Annotated in this window: 19 protein-coding genes and 2 pseudogenes; 9 read left to right on the forward strand and 12 right to left on the reverse strand. The window is 33.0% G+C overall.

Annotated elements, in window-relative coordinates; genetic code table 11:
- Positions 1–26: 26 nt before the first annotated feature.
- The 3 genes from hcp to EKQ63_RS17945 form a co-directional block, all read right to left on the reverse strand.
- Positions 27–1,313, reverse strand: a complete 1,287-nt coding sequence (hcp, locus tag EKQ63_RS17935) for a hydroxylamine reductase (RefSeq protein ID WP_143881361.1) — start codon at positions 1,311–1,313, stop codon at positions 27–29.
- 746 nt (positions 1,314–2,059) lie between these two features.
- Positions 2,060–2,833, reverse strand: coding sequence for a BcII family subclass B1 metallo-beta-lactamase (gene bla2, locus EKQ63_RS17940; protein WP_087954773.1), 774 nt, complete (start codon positions 2,831–2,833; stop codon positions 2,060–2,062).
- Between the two features lie 143 nt (positions 2,834–2,976).
- On the reverse strand, positions 2,977–3,258 hold the full coding sequence (locus EKQ63_RS17945) for a MazG nucleotide pyrophosphohydrolase domain-containing protein (protein WP_087954772.1): 282 nt from the start codon (positions 3,256–3,258) through the stop codon (positions 2,977–2,979).
- Positions 3,259–3,373: 115 nt separating this feature from the next.
- Between EKQ63_RS17945 and EKQ63_RS17950 the strand changes: the two genes are divergently transcribed.
- The gene (locus EKQ63_RS17950; RefSeq protein ID WP_087995715.1) at positions 3,374–3,664 is read left to right on the forward strand and encodes a DUF3784 domain-containing protein; all 291 of its coding nucleotides are present in this window, start codon (positions 3,374–3,376) and stop codon (positions 3,662–3,664) included.
- Between the two features lie 29 nt (positions 3,665–3,693).
- On the opposite strand, the gene EKQ63_RS17955 is transcribed toward EKQ63_RS17950, so the two are convergent.
- A complete protein-coding gene (locus EKQ63_RS17955) occupies positions 3,694–3,975 on the reverse strand; it encodes a hypothetical protein (protein ID WP_087954770.1) in 282 nt (93 codons plus the stop codon).
- Between the two features lie 132 nt (positions 3,976–4,107).
- On the opposite strand from EKQ63_RS17955, the gene EKQ63_RS17960 reads away from it, so the two are divergent.
- Both EKQ63_RS17960 and EKQ63_RS17965 read left to right on the forward strand, forming a co-directional pair.
- Complete coding sequence (locus EKQ63_RS17960; RefSeq protein ID WP_087995713.1) at positions 4,108–4,302, forward strand: hypothetical protein; 195 nt, start codon at positions 4,108–4,110, stop codon at positions 4,300–4,302.
- Positions 4,303–4,412: 110 nt separating this feature from the next.
- Positions 4,413–5,450: a serine hydrolase domain-containing protein gene (locus tag EKQ63_RS17965; RefSeq protein WP_143881362.1), complete on the forward strand. Its 1,038-nt coding sequence runs from the start codon at positions 4,413–4,415 to the stop codon at positions 5,448–5,450.
- A 35-nt stretch (positions 5,451–5,485) separates the two neighbouring features.
- On the opposite strand, the gene EKQ63_RS17970 is transcribed toward EKQ63_RS17965, so the two are convergent.
- The 3 genes and pseudogenes from EKQ63_RS17970 to EKQ63_RS17980 form a co-directional block, all read right to left on the reverse strand.
- On the reverse strand, positions 5,486–5,734 hold the full coding sequence (locus EKQ63_RS17970; protein WP_087954767.1) for a hypothetical protein: 249 nt from the start codon (positions 5,732–5,734) through the stop codon (positions 5,486–5,488).
- A 162-nt stretch (positions 5,735–5,896) separates the two neighbouring features.
- Positions 5,897–6,082, reverse strand: a pseudogene (locus tag EKQ63_RS17975) (oxidoreductase); the annotation flags it as partial.
- A 44-nt stretch (positions 6,083–6,126) separates the two neighbouring features.
- Complete coding sequence (locus tag EKQ63_RS17980; protein WP_087995710.1) at positions 6,127–6,819, reverse strand: cyclic nucleotide-binding domain-containing protein; 693 nt, start codon at positions 6,817–6,819, stop codon at positions 6,127–6,129.
- Positions 6,820–6,927: 108 nt separating this feature from the next.
- Here EKQ63_RS17980 and EKQ63_RS17985 point away from each other — a divergent pair, with 108 nt between their 5' ends.
- From EKQ63_RS17985 to EKQ63_RS17995, 3 genes and pseudogenes are all read left to right on the forward strand, one after another.
- A complete protein-coding gene (locus EKQ63_RS17985; protein WP_060631700.1) occupies positions 6,928–7,374 on the forward strand; it encodes a DMT family transporter in 447 nt (148 codons plus the stop codon).
- Between the two features lie 13 nt (positions 7,375–7,387).
- Positions 7,388–7,852, forward strand: coding sequence for a DMT family transporter (locus EKQ63_RS17990; RefSeq protein WP_087954764.1), 465 nt, complete (start codon positions 7,388–7,390; stop codon positions 7,850–7,852).
- A gap of 89 nt (positions 7,853–7,941) precedes the next feature.
- A pseudogene (locus EKQ63_RS17995) lies at positions 7,942–8,366 on the forward strand (hypothetical protein).
- Positions 8,367–8,406: 40 nt separating this feature from the next.
- Here the strand turns inward: EKQ63_RS17995 and aiiA are convergent.
- Positions 8,407–9,159: a quorum-quenching N-acyl homoserine lactonase AiiA gene (aiiA, locus tag EKQ63_RS18000; RefSeq protein WP_143881363.1), complete on the reverse strand. Its 753-nt coding sequence runs from the start codon at positions 9,157–9,159 to the stop codon at positions 8,407–8,409.
- A gap of 187 nt (positions 9,160–9,346) precedes the next feature.
- Here aiiA and EKQ63_RS18005 point away from each other — a divergent pair, with 187 nt between their 5' ends.
- A complete protein-coding gene (locus tag EKQ63_RS18005) occupies positions 9,347–10,366 on the forward strand; it encodes a zinc-binding alcohol dehydrogenase family protein (protein WP_087954761.1) in 1,020 nt (339 codons plus the stop codon).
- 48 nt (positions 10,367–10,414) lie between these two features.
- Here EKQ63_RS18005 and EKQ63_RS18010 read toward each other — a convergent pair whose 3' ends face one another.
- Positions 10,415–11,806: an amino acid permease gene (locus tag EKQ63_RS18010; protein WP_001284419.1), complete on the reverse strand. Its 1,392-nt coding sequence runs from the start codon at positions 11,804–11,806 to the stop codon at positions 10,415–10,417.
- A 573-nt stretch (positions 11,807–12,379) separates the two neighbouring features.
- Positions 12,380–13,579: a multidrug effflux MFS transporter gene (locus tag EKQ63_RS18015; protein ID WP_143881364.1), complete on the reverse strand. Its 1,200-nt coding sequence runs from the start codon at positions 13,577–13,579 to the stop codon at positions 12,380–12,382.
- Positions 13,580–13,942: 363 nt separating this feature from the next.
- Here EKQ63_RS18015 and EKQ63_RS18020 point away from each other — a divergent pair, with 363 nt between their 5' ends.
- Positions 13,943–14,509 (forward strand): DUF5823 family protein, encoded by a 567-nt coding sequence (locus tag EKQ63_RS18020; protein ID WP_143881365.1) that lies wholly within the window; start codon positions 13,943–13,945, stop codon positions 14,507–14,509.
- 66 nt (positions 14,510–14,575) lie between these two features.
- Here EKQ63_RS18020 and EKQ63_RS18025 read toward each other — a convergent pair whose 3' ends face one another.
- Both EKQ63_RS18025 and EKQ63_RS18030 read right to left on the reverse strand, forming a co-directional pair.
- Entirely contained in the window at positions 14,576–14,800 is a 225-nt protein-coding gene (locus tag EKQ63_RS18025) for a hemolysin XhlA family protein (protein WP_000390462.1), read from the reverse strand.
- A 317-nt stretch (positions 14,801–15,117) separates the two neighbouring features.
- Entirely contained in the window at positions 15,118–15,396 is a 279-nt protein-coding gene (locus EKQ63_RS18030) for a hypothetical protein (protein ID WP_071679909.1), read from the reverse strand.
- 700 nt (positions 15,397–16,096) lie between these two features.
- On the opposite strand from EKQ63_RS18030, the gene EKQ63_RS18040 reads away from it, so the two are divergent.
- Positions 16,097–16,840, forward strand: coding sequence for an SDR family NAD(P)-dependent oxidoreductase (locus EKQ63_RS18040; RefSeq protein WP_143881366.1), 744 nt, complete (start codon positions 16,097–16,099; stop codon positions 16,838–16,840).
- Positions 16,841–16,924 lie beyond the last annotated feature (84 nt).

Genomic DNA, 16,924 nt, shown 5'->3' on the forward strand with positions numbered 1-16,924 from the left:
TTCATAAAGATAGATTATCCTTTTTGTTACGATAACATCATATCCATATCTTCTGCTGCAGTTGTAATTAGTTTTAAACCGAATGTTTCTTGTAATACATCAAGTACGCCAGATGAAATAAATTCAGGCGCCTTTGGACCGATGCGAATATCTTGAATACCAAGACTAAATAGTCCAAGTAAAATGGCAACCGCTTTTTGTTCAAACCATGATAGGACAATACTTACTGGCAATTCGTTCACTTCACATTGGAAAGCATCAGCTAATGCAGCCGCTATTTTCACTGTAGAAATGGAATTATTACATTGTCCTAAATCAATGTAACGTGGAATCCCCGTACCAGGTACAACACCGTAATCCACATCATTAAAGCGGAATTTCCCGCAAGAAGTCGTTAAAATAACCGTTTCTGGAGGAAGTGACGTTGCTAATTCACGATAGTATTCCCCACCTTTCCCTGGTGCATCACAACCTGCAATAACAAAGAAACGCTTAATCTTTCCTTCTTGTACTGCCTCAATAATTTCTGGGGCTAATGATAATACTGTATTATGATGAAACCCTGTTACTAACTGCTCCTCCGACTCCATATGTACTTCTGGAAGTTCTAACGCTTTTTGAATCAATGGTGCAAAATCATCATTTTCAATTTTTTGTACACCTTCTAAACCTGCAATATCATATGAAAAGAATCGATCAGAGTATGATCCTTTAATTGGCATTACACAATTCGTTGTCGCTAATATGGCGCCTGTAAATTTTTCGAAAAGACGTCTTTGATCATACCATGCCTTACCAATGTTCCCTTTTAAATGCTTATATTTTTTCAGCTGCGGATAACCGTGCGCTGGTAACATTTCAGAATGCGTATAAATATTAATTCCTTTTCCTTCCGTTTGCTTTAATAGTTCTTCTAATGCAAATAAATTATGGCCTGTAACTACAATAGCTTTACCCTCTACATGGTTTTGTGTAATTTGAACAGGCTCTGGCACACCAAAGTGATTCGTATGTGCCTCATCTAACAACTCCATTACTCGTAAAGCTGATTTCCCAACTTTCATAGCCATATCAATATGCTCTTGTTCATTAAAATTAGAATTTGTTAATGTCATGTACAGTGCTTCTTGCGTCGTAGCATCTACAAAAGCATCTGTATATCCTAGCTGAGCAGCATGCGTACGATAGGCAGCAATTCCTTTTAATCCAAACACAATCGTATCTTGTAAACTTGCAATTATTTCATTTTTACCGCAAACACCTATTACTTTACATCCACCTGTTGGCGTTTGTTCACATTGATAACAAAACATATCATCCCACCCTTTCCCAATCATTCATTACACCTTAAGCATAATACCCATTGAAAAAAAGTGATGTGATATCAATCACAATAATATATAAAGATTTGTGACAGTTCATATTGTTGACATAATATTTTTATTGACATCCGAAAAATATACATTAGTGTGCACACATCTTTCGATACTTTTAAATAGCTAAATAATTAATTTGGAGAAATATATACAACGAAAAAATTTTTTGAATCCCTTATACAAATAGTTGCAATTCATCACATATGAAAATAGACATACAAATACGCTATTCTTTCTATCATTCAATAGAAAGAATAGCGTATTTTTTATTTTAAGGAACTATGATTTTTTTATTAAAGCCTTTATTGTAAACCTCTTTCTTCACAATACATTTACATTATCTTAACATTATTTACATTATTTATATGATATATTTATATAGAATCTACTTAAGAAATTTCATGTACATTGTAATCTTTATAATCTCTTATCTAATTAATAAGAGATTATGTTTATATTTTTATACCAGGGGTGAATGAGGATGACTGAAACTTTAAAAACACTTATAATGCTTGATGCTACTTACGTTGTTATAGCAATTATGACGGTACTGGTATTTGTATACTTGGAATTAAAATCTCAGTAATATATGCTGACGTAATCAACAGATTCAGCATTTAAATATAGTTAGAAGAAAGAGAGGAGAAAATTATTTCTCCTCTCTTTTGTATTTCTACAATTTCTTATTTTAATAAATCTAATGTATGTAAAAGTAATCCCCTGTCCCCTACTTCTCCATGACCAGGTACTACCAAATTTATATTTCTATATCGCTTCAGCACATTCTCAATCGATGTAGACCATTCATTTACATAAGCATCAGCAACGTTTCCTAAATCTTTGGCATCTGCAGATTTTACTAAACAACCTCCAGCTAAAATGTTATATTGCGGTAACCACACGACGATATTATCTCCTGTATGTCCTTTCCCTGGATAAAATGTTTCTACTTTCATATTTCCAAACTTCAAATTTGTAACGGTTTGTAAGTCTCCAAGTGGTTCTTCATATCTATTTTTCTTTGCTAGTGCTGCAGTTAGTGCTGTACTATGCGCTTTAATGCCTCTTTCTTTCAACGTTTTTATTCCGCCAATTCGATCAGCGTGTGCATGTGTAATAATGACATCCGTTACGCGCTTCTTAAATTTATTTTCTACCATCTCTATTAATTCCTTCGTTAACTTATCATCCCAAGAAGAGTCGACAAGTACTAACCCTTTAGAAGTAGTAAGAACTAGACCGTTCGAAGGAACTGCTTCCCCGTTAAAATAACCTACCCCCGTATGAACCCATACATTTTTGTTTAACTGAGAAATTGAAATAGTTCCTGTCTCATTTTTTATTACTTTTTGCTCTAGCTTTTGTTCCGCTTTCACAGAAGAAATTGTACTAACAAATTGAGTTGTTCCTAGTAAACTAACACATACCCCTAATTTTAATAATGTATTCTTTTTCATTTTCTCCACCCTTTCTTTCAAACGAAATAGTTATTACCTATAATAGACAATTCATCTTCAGTGTTTGTTCCATCTTTTCTTACATATTTTTCATAACATAAATAAAAAGCGCACAAAATTTTGTGCGCTTTTTAACTTCCCTTTTACCATTCACGTTTTTTATTTATCATCATTTTTTCTTCAAACGCCTTCTCCAAATCAATTTCTAACTTGTTTGCTAAATCACATATATTCCAAATTACATCAAACATTTCTAAACCGATTTCTCTTTTTGCATCTTGTATTTTATCGCGCTTTAATATAACTTCCGCTAATTCCCCTAATTCCGCCATTGTATACATTGTACGCTCTTCAATTGTTGTATCTTGAAATCCTTTTTCTTTACTGAAATTTGATACATATCTCTGGAATTCCACAATATTCATACTTAATCCCCCTTCATGATACATACTCCATTTTCTATTACACTTAAATCTATTTTGTTAAATTATAACATTCATACTATAATTTATTTATAACTCTTTAACGGAGGTGTTTTCAATGACTCTCTTCGCCTCTCCATCATTATTCATACTTGCAATCATTTCATTTGCACTAGCTTATTTCATCGGAGTAAAACAATACACTTGGCTCTTATCAGGATTCAACGAACGCCTGGTGCTTAATAAAGTGAAGTTATCAAAAATAGTTGGTCTTTATAATTTAACTGCCGGTGTTATCGCCACAATTGGTAGTGTCTTCTCTACTCCTAATGTCAAAATCTTAGTTCCTATCATTATAATTGGCCACGTTATAATCGCTACTTATGTAAACACACGTATGGTGCATTGAAAAAAGATCACCCAAATGGATGATCTTTTTTATAATCTATCAACATATTGCTTCGCTTCTAGTAAAGAAAACCCAAAAGCTTCTCTTACTCTCTTAACTGCTGTAACTGTTTTTCCTTCTTCCATAAGCTGACGTAACTCTTTATTAATTTCAGGTTCTCTATCTATAATTCCCATTTCTTTCGTAATTAACTGTAGTCTATCTTCCATCCTCTTTAAACGCGCATCCGTTTTCTTTTCAATTTTATTTAATTTTTCAACGATATAAATAAACCCAAAGACAGCTATCGGTATGATCATCCAAAATTCCATGACTATCTCTCCTCATTAGCTTTCATTTGTTTTATTTCACTAACTTATGTAAATTTTACCACAAAACACATTTAATGTATAATAGTAATATACAACATTGTTGATAAAACCTTTTATTTTAGGAGGCACTTCATGAAAAGATTTTTTAAGACGTTACTACAATTTGTAGTTCTTTCAATTGCACTACATGTATTATTTGATATAGTTGGTTGGCTTGTTTTCAATGCACCAATTAAAAACAAACAAATCATTATTTCTTTAATTACAACCTCATGGCTTATGTACATGTACCGAGATAAATTTTTTAAAACATTCACTTCGAATTAACTAAAAAAACTTCATCGATAAAAGATGAAGTTTTTTCTTTTCTATCATCCTCTCTATTAAATACTATATAATAGAACTAATATTCTGTCTCTTACAAGAAAGGAGTCACTATGAACTTAAAAAGTAACAATATACACGAGAAAATGAACCAATATTCCGTTGCAGGTTTAAGTCTTGCCGTTATACGCGACGGTAAACTAGACGAAGCGATTGCTTTCGGAACACTTGAATCCGGAACAACTAGAACGGTAACTACGAATTCTATATTCAATTCTTGCTCAATTAGTAAATTCATCACTACAATGCTCGTAATGACATTGTCAGATCAAGAAATCGTGCATTTAGATGAAGACATAAATGATAGACTCACATCTTGGAACATACCTACCAATCTACTTACCTCACGGAAAAAAGTCACATTGCGAAACTTATTAAGTCATCAATCTGGAATGATTGATCCTCCTAATAGTTTTGAACATTATACACTTACACAAGGGCAACCAAACATGTCTGAACTCCTTGCCGGTAAAACATTATATTGCTCCGTACCTATTGAAGTAACTTATAAACCAGAAAGTGAATTTCACTACTCTGATGCAAACTTTTGTATTATCGAACTACTACTTGAAGATATAACTGGAAAATCATTTAACCTTTTACTAGAAGAATATATATTTCAACCACTGCAAATGAAGAATAGTACAATCTTCTCTCCTGAAGACATAGGTAAAACCAATGCTTTTGCTTGCGGGCATAATAAAGATGGCACCGTTACAAATGAGAAGTATCCATTTTATCCATTCGCAGCTGCTTCAGGTATTTGGACAACACCAACTGACCTATCAACTTTATTAATTGAAATTATTCATTCCTTACAAGGAAAGGGTAAACTAAAACTTTCTCAAAAAACAGTTCAAGATATGATTTCTCCTCAAGGTTGCTCAAAATGGACTGGACTAGGTGTTTTTCTAGATGATTCAAATGAAGACTTACAAATATATTCACTTGGATGGGGCGTTGGATTTCAATGTATGATGGTAAGCTACCCATACCGAGGTAATGGCGCTATTATAATGACAAACACTGAATTAGGTGTCCATCAAATGGAAGGGATCATTGGCGAAGTTGTAAAAATGTTATCCTTATAATGAAAAGAAAGAAGCTGTTCCTTTCAGCTTCTTTCTTATATAACATTTTTCGCAACAATTTTTATATGTTCCGGTGCGATAATCTCCGTTATACTTTCTTGGAAATCTTCCTGCAACATTTCTTCAATATGTTCTAGCTGCACTTCAACATGTGTGCATTCCAAATTATGTATATTCAATAATCCATAATGATCTTTTTTCTTAATTACTAAATATTGATTTTCCTCTGTTACAAGTACAGAACCTAATCGTACTCCTAGTAGACGTTGATCATCAAACTTCATAATTACCTCTCCCTCCTTCACATAGATGTAATTAACATTATTACAATCACATTTATGGAAATACGTATCCTTTAGACTATATCATAATCTATTATAATAAAGTTAATAAATGTTTGACCTCTCCTAATTCATGTACATATGGATGATCAGTAGCTGCTGTTGCTACTGATCTATTTTTTTGATTTCAGAAAGCAAATATGCTGCATCCTTTCCTACACCACAAATAAGTGCAGAACCCCTTTGAGATTGCCATGGCAAGCCGATATAATTTAATCCTCTTACTGGACTTATTCCCTTTACATAATTAGGCAATCCATTCTCATTCACTGCCTTTTCTATTTCAATCCATATCAAAAATTCTAAATATAGGTGTTATCATTTATACTCTCCTCCTATTTATAAACATCCGCCGCCAATTCCCTCAAAACATCCACATTCACTACTTCAAAGCATCCATCGTTCTTCTTTATTATCTCTTTATCACAAAAAACATTTAATGTGCGCAACAAATGCCGATAACTCGTCCCTAACAATTCCGCTGTTTCCGTTAAATTCCCACTAAACACAATTCTATTTCCATGCTGTACTGCCCGTTCTCCTGCTGCTAACATATAACTCGCAAGTCTATTTTCAAGTGGATATAGTAAATTAATGGTACTATTTTTTGAAAGTCGATTTAACTTATGTGCTAACGATCCGCAAATACATCTTAAAAATTTCGCATCATGAAATAGCTGGTTTCTCACTTTTCCTAATGGTAAACCAACACAATATGAATCTGCCATTACTTGTACGTTTGAAGTGATCCTTTGAGAATGAATTAACTCCACATCTCCAAGTAACTGCAAACTATCATAAAAACACAGTAATACGGATTTCCCGTTACTTAATGTGTTAAACGCTTTTGCTTTTCCTTCTACAAAGAAATATAAATAGTTTATTTCTTCATTTTCTCTACAAATAAACTCATTCTTCTTAAAAAATATAAGTTCCATGTATGGTTTCATATCATTAGTAAAAAATGAATCAATGTTATTTTGTTTCATATACTCTGCTAGTTTAATTGAATTACATATTTTCTTCATAGTCCCCCGCCTTTACAACTCATCCCCATTGTAATCAAAATTTTCTTCTTCCACTATGACATATGTCATAGTAATACACAATTTCAGCATGATACAGTCATTACAAATATGAAATATAAAGGGGATATTACATTGTATAACTTTCTTTCTGTCTTTATTGGTGTGCTCATCGCCGTTATGCTTCCATTGAATGGAATTTTATCTGAGTTAATTGGCAAGTATACAGCAAGTGTTGTCATTCACCTTGTCGGTTTAATTGCAGTTATTTTCGTTTTAATCATAAACAAACATAAAATCCATTTTGATAAAAGCATTCCACTTTTTTTATATAGCGCTGGAGCGATTGGGGTCTTCACTGTTCTTTTTAACAATATAAGTTTCTCTGTCCTTGGTGCCTCTATTACGATCGCATTAAGTTTACTCGGTCAATCCATTGCTTCCATCGTTATTGATCATTTCGGTTTATTAGGAATGAAAGTTGTTAAATTTGAAAAGAAAAAACTAATTGGATTATGTTTCATCTCTTCTGGAATTATAATCATGACAATTTATTAATGGAGGCAAGAAAATGTTATATGTTACGATCGCTATTTTAGCTGGTGTTTCTATCGTCGTTGCTAGAATTATTAACGCGAATTTAGCAAAGAAAATTGGCAATTGGGAAGGTACATTTTTTAATTATATTACTGGCTTATTTTTCTCTATGTTATTTTTAATTTTCAGTTCAGATTCATTGTATATTCCAATGCATACGTTACACTCCATACCTATCGCTGTATATTTAGGGGGATTAGTAGGCGTTATCGTTATTTCATTATCGAACTATATTACTCCTAAAATATCAGCATTTTATTTAACGTTACTCATCTTTATCGGACAGTTATTTGCAGGGACTATCATTGATTTCTTCCTAACAAATGAACTCTCAACTGGAAAGATTATCGGCGGTGTTTTCGTATTAATTGGGCTTACTTACAATTTACTCGTTGATCGCCCCCTTAAAACTGTTAAGAATAGCCACGTTCAACTATAATACTTTACGCTTACCTATCATATATTAATAGAAAAGCTCTTCATACGAAGTAATAGAGAGGAGAATATTCTATTAAGAAAATTATTTTACTGCTTTGTAGCACATTGATTATTTGTGGAATCGTATGGTTTGTAAACTCTGGAAAGTCTATTCAAGACTTCTATACAGAAAATAAACCAAAGAAGAAAATATACATGTCGAATCCATTAAAACAAAAAAAGATATCTTCCTCACAAAAACAGATGAATTAAAAACGTTTATTAATAGTATGGATACCGCAAAAAAAGGAAAATTAACATTAGATGAAGAAGGATCAGATTTAGTAGATTGTGATATGTGGATTACTTTTGAGGATGGAACTTATAAAAAATATTTCATATGGGTAGTTGATCATCACAGTAACGAAGTGATGATTGCTCAGCAAGATACTCCTGATGATGTAAACCTCAAGTACTATCAATTAAATGAAGATAGCTCAAAAAAGGTTTATAACTTATTCAAAAAAATTATTTAACCGAAAAAGTCATGAGCACGTAAGCTCATGACTTTTTGCACTATATATATTCCGGGAACACTTTACAACCCTTTTCCTGCTCTATATCATGGCCAAAGAAAATAATTGGTTTCTCTTTCGCCACAACTTCTTTTAAACGTTTAATTGAAGATAAAGCTAATTCTGAATTAAACCCTGCGAACGGCACTTCATCTTCAAAATTCTCTTTCGTGTACGATGCATCAATCGTTAATAATACAGGACCGGTTTTTTCCGTCTCAATTAATAATGACTGATGTCCTGGAGAATGTCCTGGTGTATACAATAACCGAACACCAGATACCGCTTCATAGTCACCTTCAATAATTTTGTAGTTTAAATTTGGCAGTATACACTCTTTCAAATATTCCTCTCTATACTGTGCCGCCTCGTATTCAGCACGCTGTATAATGATTGGCGTATTCAAAAAAGCACCGTTTCCTCCTGCATGATCAAAATGCAAGTGCGAACTAATAATATATAGGAGATCATCTGGCTCATACCCTACACGTTTTAATATATTCACGATTCTATCTTCTTCAGTCATTTTCGGTAAAATCTGCCCTTCAACAAATGTACCTTTAAAAAGCCCTTCATTATTAACTGCACTTTCTGGCATACCTGTGTCTACTAAAATAGGACCTTCTTCCGTCTCCAAAAGATAACACCAAACCGGCAAATTTAATAGTTTTCCCGGTGTTAACGCACTGTTAACAGACGAATGATCCAACATACAACGACCTGCTGGGATGAAATAAAGCTTCTTTACTGTCATTATGTATCCACCTTTACATTTAGTTTGGGATAAAGTAATACAGTAAAAAATTCTTCTTTTTAGAAATAAACTCCTTCTAGACTATCAGTACAGCTTACATAAAAAAGAGGGTATTTTTTTACATAGCAGTATTTCACCATCTATAATATAGAAGTAAAGAATTCTTACTTTAATGGAGGGAATATAAATGAAAGCAATTGGTTTACATGAATACTTACCTATTGAAGAAGAAAACAGTTTAATTGATATGGAAGTTGAAAGACCTGTTGCTACAGGGAGAGATATACTCGTTAAAATTAACGCTATTTCCGTTAATCCAGTTGATACAAAAGTTCGATCTCCAAAAGAGAAAAAAGAAGATGTAGCGAAAATACTTGGCTGGGATGCGAGTGGTGTTGTCGTACAAACCGGCGAAAATTGTACGTTATTTAAAGAAGGCGACGAAGTGTTTTACGCTGGAAGCATTACGAGACAAGGTACATATAGTGAATACCACCTAGTTGATGAAAGAATCGTTGGTAAAAAACCAAAAACGTTAAGTGATGCTGAATCTGCAGCACTTCCGTTAACAGCTATTACAGCTTGGGAAGGTTTGTTCGAACGTTTAGGTATTGATTATAATAAGAAAGATACGAACTCCTTTAAAAACATTTTAATTATAGGCGGTGCTGGTGGTGTAGGTTCAATTGCCATTCAACTTGCAAAATGGGCTGGACTGAATGTTATCACAACTGCATCCCGCAATGAAACGATACACTGGGTTGAAAAATTCGGTGCTGATTATATCATTAACCATCACCAACCTTTACAAGATCAAATATTAGAGTTCGGGCTAAAAGATGTAGATTATATTTTCTGTTTAAACAATACAGATCAACATTGGCAAGCAATGTGTGACCTCATTAAACCACAAGGAAAAATTTGCTCTATCGTAGAAAATGAGCACCCTCTTGAGATGGGTATTTTAAAAAGTAAAAGTGCTACACTCGTTTGGGAGTTTATGTTTACAAAAGCGATGTATGAAACTGGAGACATGATCACGCAGCACGAACTATTAAATAAAGTAAGCGAACTACTAGATGAAGGCATTTTAAAGACTACTTTAAATGAAACATTTACACCAATTAACGCTGAAAACGTAAAGAAAGCACATGCACTACTTGAAAGCGGAAGTACAATTGGGAAGATCGTTTTAGAAAAGTTTTAATAACAAAAAGTCCGATTTCCAAATGAGAAATCGGACTTTTTACTATCTTTATTTACTTGAAATCTCTTGATCATTTTGAACGTCTAACGGAGTTCGCTTTCCTATTCCGAAAGCATAGAAACTAATTGTAACGATAGCTAAGAAAATAATACCTACAACTAATGAAATGCGCGTATCATCGTTAAACCACATTCCGATTAATACCATAATTAAAAAGGCAATTGTTAAATAGTTTGTAACAGGAGCAAATGGCATTTTGAACGGATGATCCTTCATCTCTGCCCCTTTTTCTTTTCTAAAATTAATTTGACTAATTAAAATAACGAACCATGGTACCATACCAGGAAGTACACTCGCACTATATACATAGACGAATAAGTTTTTCGGTGCAATATAGCTTAATACAACACCGACCGCTAAACCGATGATTACGCCAACTGTACCGAATAAAGGCACACCATTTCCAGAAAGTTTCGTGAAATATTTCGGTGCTTGTCCATTTACACCTAACGTATACAACATACGACCCGCACTATAAATACCACTATTACAACCAGACATCGCTGCTGTGATAACAACAAAGTTAATAAGTCCAGCTGCTGCCGTAATACCAACCTTCGCAAAAGTTGCTACGAACGGGCTACCAATTGTACTTAATTGATCCCACGGATACACAGTTACAATAACGAAAATTGCACCGATGTAGAAAATTAAAATACGCCAAATTGTACTTTGAATCGCTCTTGTAAGTGTCTTCTTCGGATCCTTCGCTTCACCAGCAGTAATACCGATTAATTCCACACCTTGGTATGCACCAACTACAAGTGATAAAGCAAAGAAGAATCCTGAGAAACCACCTGTAAAGAAACCACCATTTGACCAAAGATTTGATATACCAATTGCTTCTCCGCCGTTACCAATCCCAAAGAAAATAAGTCCAAATCCCGCAATAATCATTAATAGAATCGTAACGATTTTAATCATCGCAAACCAAAATTCAAATTCACCAAATGACTTAACAGAAATTAAGTTAGCTGCCCCAAGAATAACCATTGCAATTACACCTGGTATCCAAGCTGGTAAGTCAGGGAACCAATATTGCATATACGCCCCAACCGCGATAATCTCTGACATCCCAACGATAACCCACTGGAACCAGTTACTCCACGCTGTCATGTAACCAGCTAGCGGGTGAATATACTTATGACCGAACGTTGCAAATGATCCTGTACTTGGCTCCATATACAACATTTCTCCCATGGCACGCATGATGAAGAAGATAAAAATACCTGCAATTGCATAAGCAAGCATTACTGACGGACCTGTCCATTTAATCGTGCTGGCTGAACCCATAAACAAACCAACACCAATTGTTCCGCCTAAAGCAATCATTTGAATATGACGTGCTTCTAAACCTCTTTTCAATTCTTTGTTTGCCACTTCACTTCCCCCTCTTAGATGATTCATAGCCGCATTTTAAACCAAGATGCTTTCCCCTAATTCCTTTCGGCCCTGAAAATGATGAAGCAAACGTCATTTTACACTAGCTTTAAAGCTATCCTAAAATCGTTTTGTGCTCCTAATAAAATTCTCAAAACCTTTCATCTTCCAATATTCTATAAATCTTAAAATTACTTACCTTATATTAATTCATTAATCTGAAAAATTCAATTATTTTTTCAATAAATTATTATACATAAGTCTGATTAATTTTTAACTAAATTAACAATAAAATACATCTATTCAATATGATTCCGGCATGTATATTATTACAATATAAATAACCGAGGAGAGCATTTTTTCCTCGGTTTCACATCTCATGTACTTCAATCGTTATAGTTGATAACGTAATTTCCCACGCGTCCGATTCATATACCAACCAGAAATTTAATATATTAATAAACTACTAACTTTTTTAATCTAATTTTGAGGCAGGAATCTTACTGCCTCAAAACAGCGGGATAAAATATAAAAGAGTCTCATTTTTAATGAGACCCTTTTACCATTACATATTTAAATCGTTTTTGAAGTTTGTTTACCTAAAATAAACACTTTAGTAAACACTATCATGATAACGACTATGGCCAGAAAATAAAGTGGCATCACTAGTAACGAGCCCGTATGCAGCTGACTCATCCCCAAAATTGTCATCGTTACAATTACATAATATCCTAAACTAAACAATGCTCCGGCTGTACCAATAACATCTTGAAAATCTACTAACGCTAAACTTAAACAGTTAGGCAACGCTACTCCAATTCCTAATAGCAATATAAACATCGCTACTAAAAATCCAATCATATATATTATGTTTGGATTTAATCCAACAAACGTAATAACAGACAAAAGAATAGCTCCCCCTGTCATTACAAGACAACCAATATATATAATTTTCTCTGGTTTATAAGTAGCCAGCAATCGTTTTGAAACTTTCGCTCCAACAATAGAAGCAGACGCAACAACAATTCCTAGAAATCCATACATACTAGGCGATAGCTGAAAATATTCAATAAAGATAAATGGTGCTTCTGCATAATAGCTAAATAAAACACCATTCGCACCTCCAATTAATAGCCCATATGTTACAACTTTCGGATTTGTCATTAACCTCTTCAAGACTGAAAACACATTTATCTTATTCGTTACTGAGTCCGTTTTTGTTTCTGGAAGAGAAACAAACGTATACAGAAAAATACCGATACTCATAACTACTAAACTTAAAAATACGATTTTAAATCCAAACATTTGATCAAGAAATCCACCAATTAACGGTCCTATCGCTGGTGTAAAAGCAATAACTGCCGAAATTTGAGCAAACATAACGTGGCGCTTATGCCCCTCTACACTTTCACGTAGAATCGTTTGTGTCACAACAGAACCGGCACTTGCTCCAAACGCTTGAATAAAACGACTTACTAATAAAACTTCAATGGAATTTGTAATAAAGCATAAAAAACTCCCAACGCCATATACGACAATTCCAAATAACATTGCTGGGCGACGGCCAATTATATCTGATAACCATCCAATAAAAAATACACCTAAAGCAAATCCAGCAAAATACACACTAAGTGTTAACTGTACCTCATTATTACTTACATGTAACGCCCTTGAAATATCAGGCAAAGACGGTGTGTAAATCGTTTCACTAATTTGCGGAAATGCGACAAGAATGATCATTAACAAAAGTGATGGTACTGAGACTTTTTTCATTTTTCATACCCTCCTATAACTTTGAAAATCTCAGAAATAAAAAGACTTTCCTTAGCTACGGAACAGGAGGGGCCATTATAGAAATTCGATCATAAAACAACAAAGAAAACACCTCAATTACGTATGTTAATACTTATAGGAGGGTAATATTAACATCGATTTTTAAATATACTTTTTCAATTATATTACATATTGCGGTTCTTTTTCTAGTGCTCCGCCTTGGAGGATTGTTAAAAAAGATAACTTGATGAATCCACCTTTTTACGGAATAATTAGAAATAGTTTGAATTCATAAGTTTAATTATTAAATGATAGACTAGCATATTTTAATGTCACAAGCTTACAAACAGGAGGCCTTTTGTAATGATTGAAATTTTAAGGACAGTAATAAATTTCCTAATCTCTCTATTCTCAGGAGAATTACCACTTGTCTATTATGTGTGGATTATCGCTCTATTTATCATGCAAATAATCCAGACTACTCTCAGCTATAAGCTCTTTAAAAAGAAAGATAATTTCAGCACTTATATATCGGAAGGATTACTCGCTTTTATTATTTTATTGTTTGGAGGAATATTAGTATCTAAGTTACTTGCCTACATAATAGACGATCCTACTATTAGTATGACGAATGTAACACATTATTTTGTTTCTCTTATCATATTAACTATATTTATCGTAATAACCTGTGTTAAAGACTTTATAGAGACATCTATAAAGAATAAAAATATATCTCTTTTGAGCTTTTTAGTAATTTCCTTAATAACAAGTATACTTTCATTCAAGTTTTTATCACCTTTAATTGAAGGTTCTTTTTCTCTTTCTAAATCTTTTATAACTACTTTAATCATTCTAGTAACCGTATCCATTCCTCTATTAATTTCTTTAGAGGAGAAATATGCAAGTGAAGAGGAAACGGAAAATTTATAGCTTCTCATTTACATAAAAGAAAGAGGGAGCTCCCCTCTTTCTTTTATATCGTTCTATTTCACAAGACTAAATCATTCCTTTTAATATCAATCCTAAAACTGACATTATTATCGCGCTAATAATAATTCGCAAAATCCAAGTTGTGTTTGTACTTATTTTTTCTAATTGCTTATTGATTGTTGCTATGTCTTTCTCATTAATAGTAGTACGCGTTTCTAAATTTCGAATGTCTCTCATAATTTCTTTTTGCTCCGCCTTGAGACTGTCAATTTTAGCGTAAACATCTTCCATATATTCACACCCTCTGTTCATCTTAATAGAAAAATCTATATATATTATGAGACAACCCTCTTACCTGTGAATACATTGCGTATATCCGCGTACCAAATTATTTGTACAATCTAATTGAATTACTCACATGTTTCCATTCTTCTATTTATAAATTAGCGTTAAGATACATTAAAATTTTAAAAGGAATCCCTTGTTTATTTAACAACAAACAAGGTGCAATCCAACATTCTGAAACACCTACGATAATTTCTATTGTTTTCATATTTACACTCAATATAATCAGTATGATTTTCTGAAAAAGTCACTTTTTGAACTGCTTAAAGTATACTAATATGAATACGAAATAGCTGTATTGATAAACTCTCTAGAACAATAAATATACTGGCTGACACGGATCTATATCCGATATTTTTTCCAGTAACATGAATGTTTATTTCTGATAAATGCGTTTGTATATCATTGTTTTCAAAAATTTCATCCTCAACCTTTACAATATCTGCTTCACAATCTACTTCTTTAAAAGTTTTCAATAATTTTGTTTCCAATAAACTACAATCAAAATTCTCATCTTTTATTACGGCAAATTTAACCTTCATATCGATTTCCCCATTTTTAACAAACCAAAATCATTAAATCAATATAAATATATATTATTCTATTAAATAATTCAAAATATACGCTTCTTATATACATTATTAAAAATCAGTTCTAAAGAATTAAATGCAAAAAGAAATTACATATACAAATCCCCTATTTCAACTGAACTTTGTGTAATAATGCATATTTCAAATACATTATTTCCTTTCACTCATATTTTTATCTTTGAGTTTTTATTCACAAATTCGTAACACATATATATATGAGTTATTATGCTAAAATTTGTTTATTCACAAGAAGAAGTTATTCTTAATAAATCAATCATTTTTAATACCCTGTTTAAAGCCTTGCCCCCCTGCAAGGCTTTTTCCTATTTAACTAGAGTAGTAGTTTTCGTTATGCATCTCTCCCCTTTGTTCCTTACCCTACAAATAATACTGAATGTTTATTTTACTTTTTCAACCTCCTTACTCGCTCTGTTCGAGAGCTCTTTACCAAATATTCAATCTAATGATAAAATTGACCAAATTAATATTTTCGTCCATAACTGTATCAAAAGTACACTAAAGAAAAAATAGCACTCTCACGATTAAGTAAACGCGAGCTTTTTTCTTCTATCTACTTACTATTTTAGGTTAATAGTTTAGTAACAAGATTTAAAAATTCGACTTAAATTCATTAATGAATGGAGAGGTTTATATGAAATTAAAAGACAAAGTAGCAATCATAACTGGTGGTGCAAGTGGAATTGGCGAATCTACTGTTCGTCTTTTTATCGAAGAAGGTGCAAAAGTAGTTATTGCTGACTTTTCTGAACGTGGAAAAGAACTATCAGATGAATTGAATGCACATGGATATAATACGTTATTTATTAAAACCGATGTAACAAAAGAGGCAGATATTAAACAGCTAATTCATGAGACAGTAAGTACATACGGGAAATTAGATATTATGTATGCCAATGCCGGCGTTGCTGATGATGCATCGGCAAACGAATTATCCTATGAAAAGTGGAAAAGAACTATTGATATTAATTTGTCTGGGGTATTCCTTTCTGATAAATATTCGATTGAACAATTTCTTAAACAAGGTACAGGTGGTGTCATCATTAACGCTGGTTCGATTCATAGTTTTGTTTCATTACCTACCCCAACAGCATACTCCTCTGCAAAAGGTGGTGTGAAACTATTAACTCAAAATTTATGTACTGCCTACGCTAAATATGGAATACGTATTAACGCGGTGTGCCCTGGTTATATTGACACCCCTTTACTAGGTAGTGTTAATCCTCAACAGAAAGAATATTTAGCTTCACTTCATCCACAAGGCAGACTTGGAACACCAGAAGAAGTCGCTAAAGCTGTCTTATTTTTAGCAAGTGATGATGCTAGTTTTGTTAACGGCACAACACTTCTTGTTGATGGAGGCTATACTGCACGTTAATTTAAAAATTTTGAAGCACCCTAAAAAATATATAGTCTTCAACAAGAAAAAGCACCCTCACAAATGACGGTGCTTTTTCTATGT

This window comes from Bacillus sp. BD59S, assembly GCF_007363175.1.
Classification (GTDB): Bacteria; Bacillota; Bacilli; order Bacillales; family Bacillaceae_G; genus Bacillus_A; species Bacillus_A pacificus.

Coding starts and splice junctions, on each gene's coding strand:
- EKQ63_RS17945 (WP_087954772.1), bottom strand. CDS start 3,258: ATGAATATTGTGGAATTCCAGAGATATGTATCAAATTTCAGTAAAGAA.
- EKQ63_RS17980 (WP_087995710.1), bottom strand. CDS start 6,819: ATGAAGAAAATATGTAATTCAATTAAACTAGCAGAGTATATGAAACAA.
- EKQ63_RS17990 (WP_087954764.1), top strand. CDS start 7,388: ATGTTATATGTTACGATCGCTATTTTAGCTGGTGTTTCTATCGTCGTT.
- aiiA (WP_143881363.1), bottom strand. CDS start 9,159: ATGACAGTAAAGAAGCTTTATTTCATCCCAGCAGGTCGTTGTATGTTG.
- EKQ63_RS18005 (WP_087954761.1), top strand. CDS start 9,347: ATGAAAGCAATTGGTTTACATGAATACTTACCTATTGAAGAAGAAAAC.
- EKQ63_RS17965 (WP_143881362.1), top strand. CDS start 4,413: ATGAACTTAAAAAGTAACAATATACACGAGAAAATGAACCAATATTCC.
- bla2 (WP_087954773.1), bottom strand. CDS start 2,833: ATGAAAAAGAATACATTATTAAAATTAGGGGTATGTGTTAGTTTACTA.
- EKQ63_RS18025 (WP_000390462.1), bottom strand. CDS start 14,800: ATGGAAGATGTTTACGCTAAAATTGACAGTCTCAAGGCGGAGCAAAAA.
- EKQ63_RS18015 (WP_143881364.1), bottom strand. CDS start 13,579: ATGAAAAAAGTCTCAGTACCATCACTTTTGTTAATGATCATTCTTGTC.
- EKQ63_RS17970 (WP_087954767.1), bottom strand. CDS start 5,734: ATGAAGTTTGATGATCAACGTCTACTAGGAGTACGATTAGGTTCTGTA.
- EKQ63_RS17950 (WP_087995715.1), top strand. CDS start 3,374: ATGACTCTCTTCGCCTCTCCATCATTATTCATACTTGCAATCATTTCA.
- EKQ63_RS17960 (WP_087995713.1), top strand. CDS start 4,108: ATGAAAAGATTTTTTAAGACGTTACTACAATTTGTAGTTCTTTCAATT.
- hcp (WP_143881361.1), bottom strand. CDS start 1,313: ATGTTTTGTTATCAATGTGAACAAACGCCAACAGGTGGATGTAAAGTA.
- EKQ63_RS17955 (WP_087954770.1), bottom strand. CDS start 3,975: ATGGAATTTTGGATGATCATACCGATAGCTGTCTTTGGGTTTATTTAT.
- EKQ63_RS18020 (WP_143881365.1), top strand. CDS start 13,943: ATGATTGAAATTTTAAGGACAGTAATAAATTTCCTAATCTCTCTATTC.
- EKQ63_RS18040 (WP_143881366.1), top strand. CDS start 16,097: ATGAAATTAAAAGACAAAGTAGCAATCATAACTGGTGGTGCAAGTGGA.
- EKQ63_RS18030 (WP_071679909.1), bottom strand. CDS start 15,396: ATGAAGGTTAAATTTGCCGTAATAAAAGATGAGAATTTTGATTGTAGT.
- EKQ63_RS17985 (WP_060631700.1), top strand. CDS start 6,928: ATGAAATATAAAGGGGATATTACATTGTATAACTTTCTTTCTGTCTTT.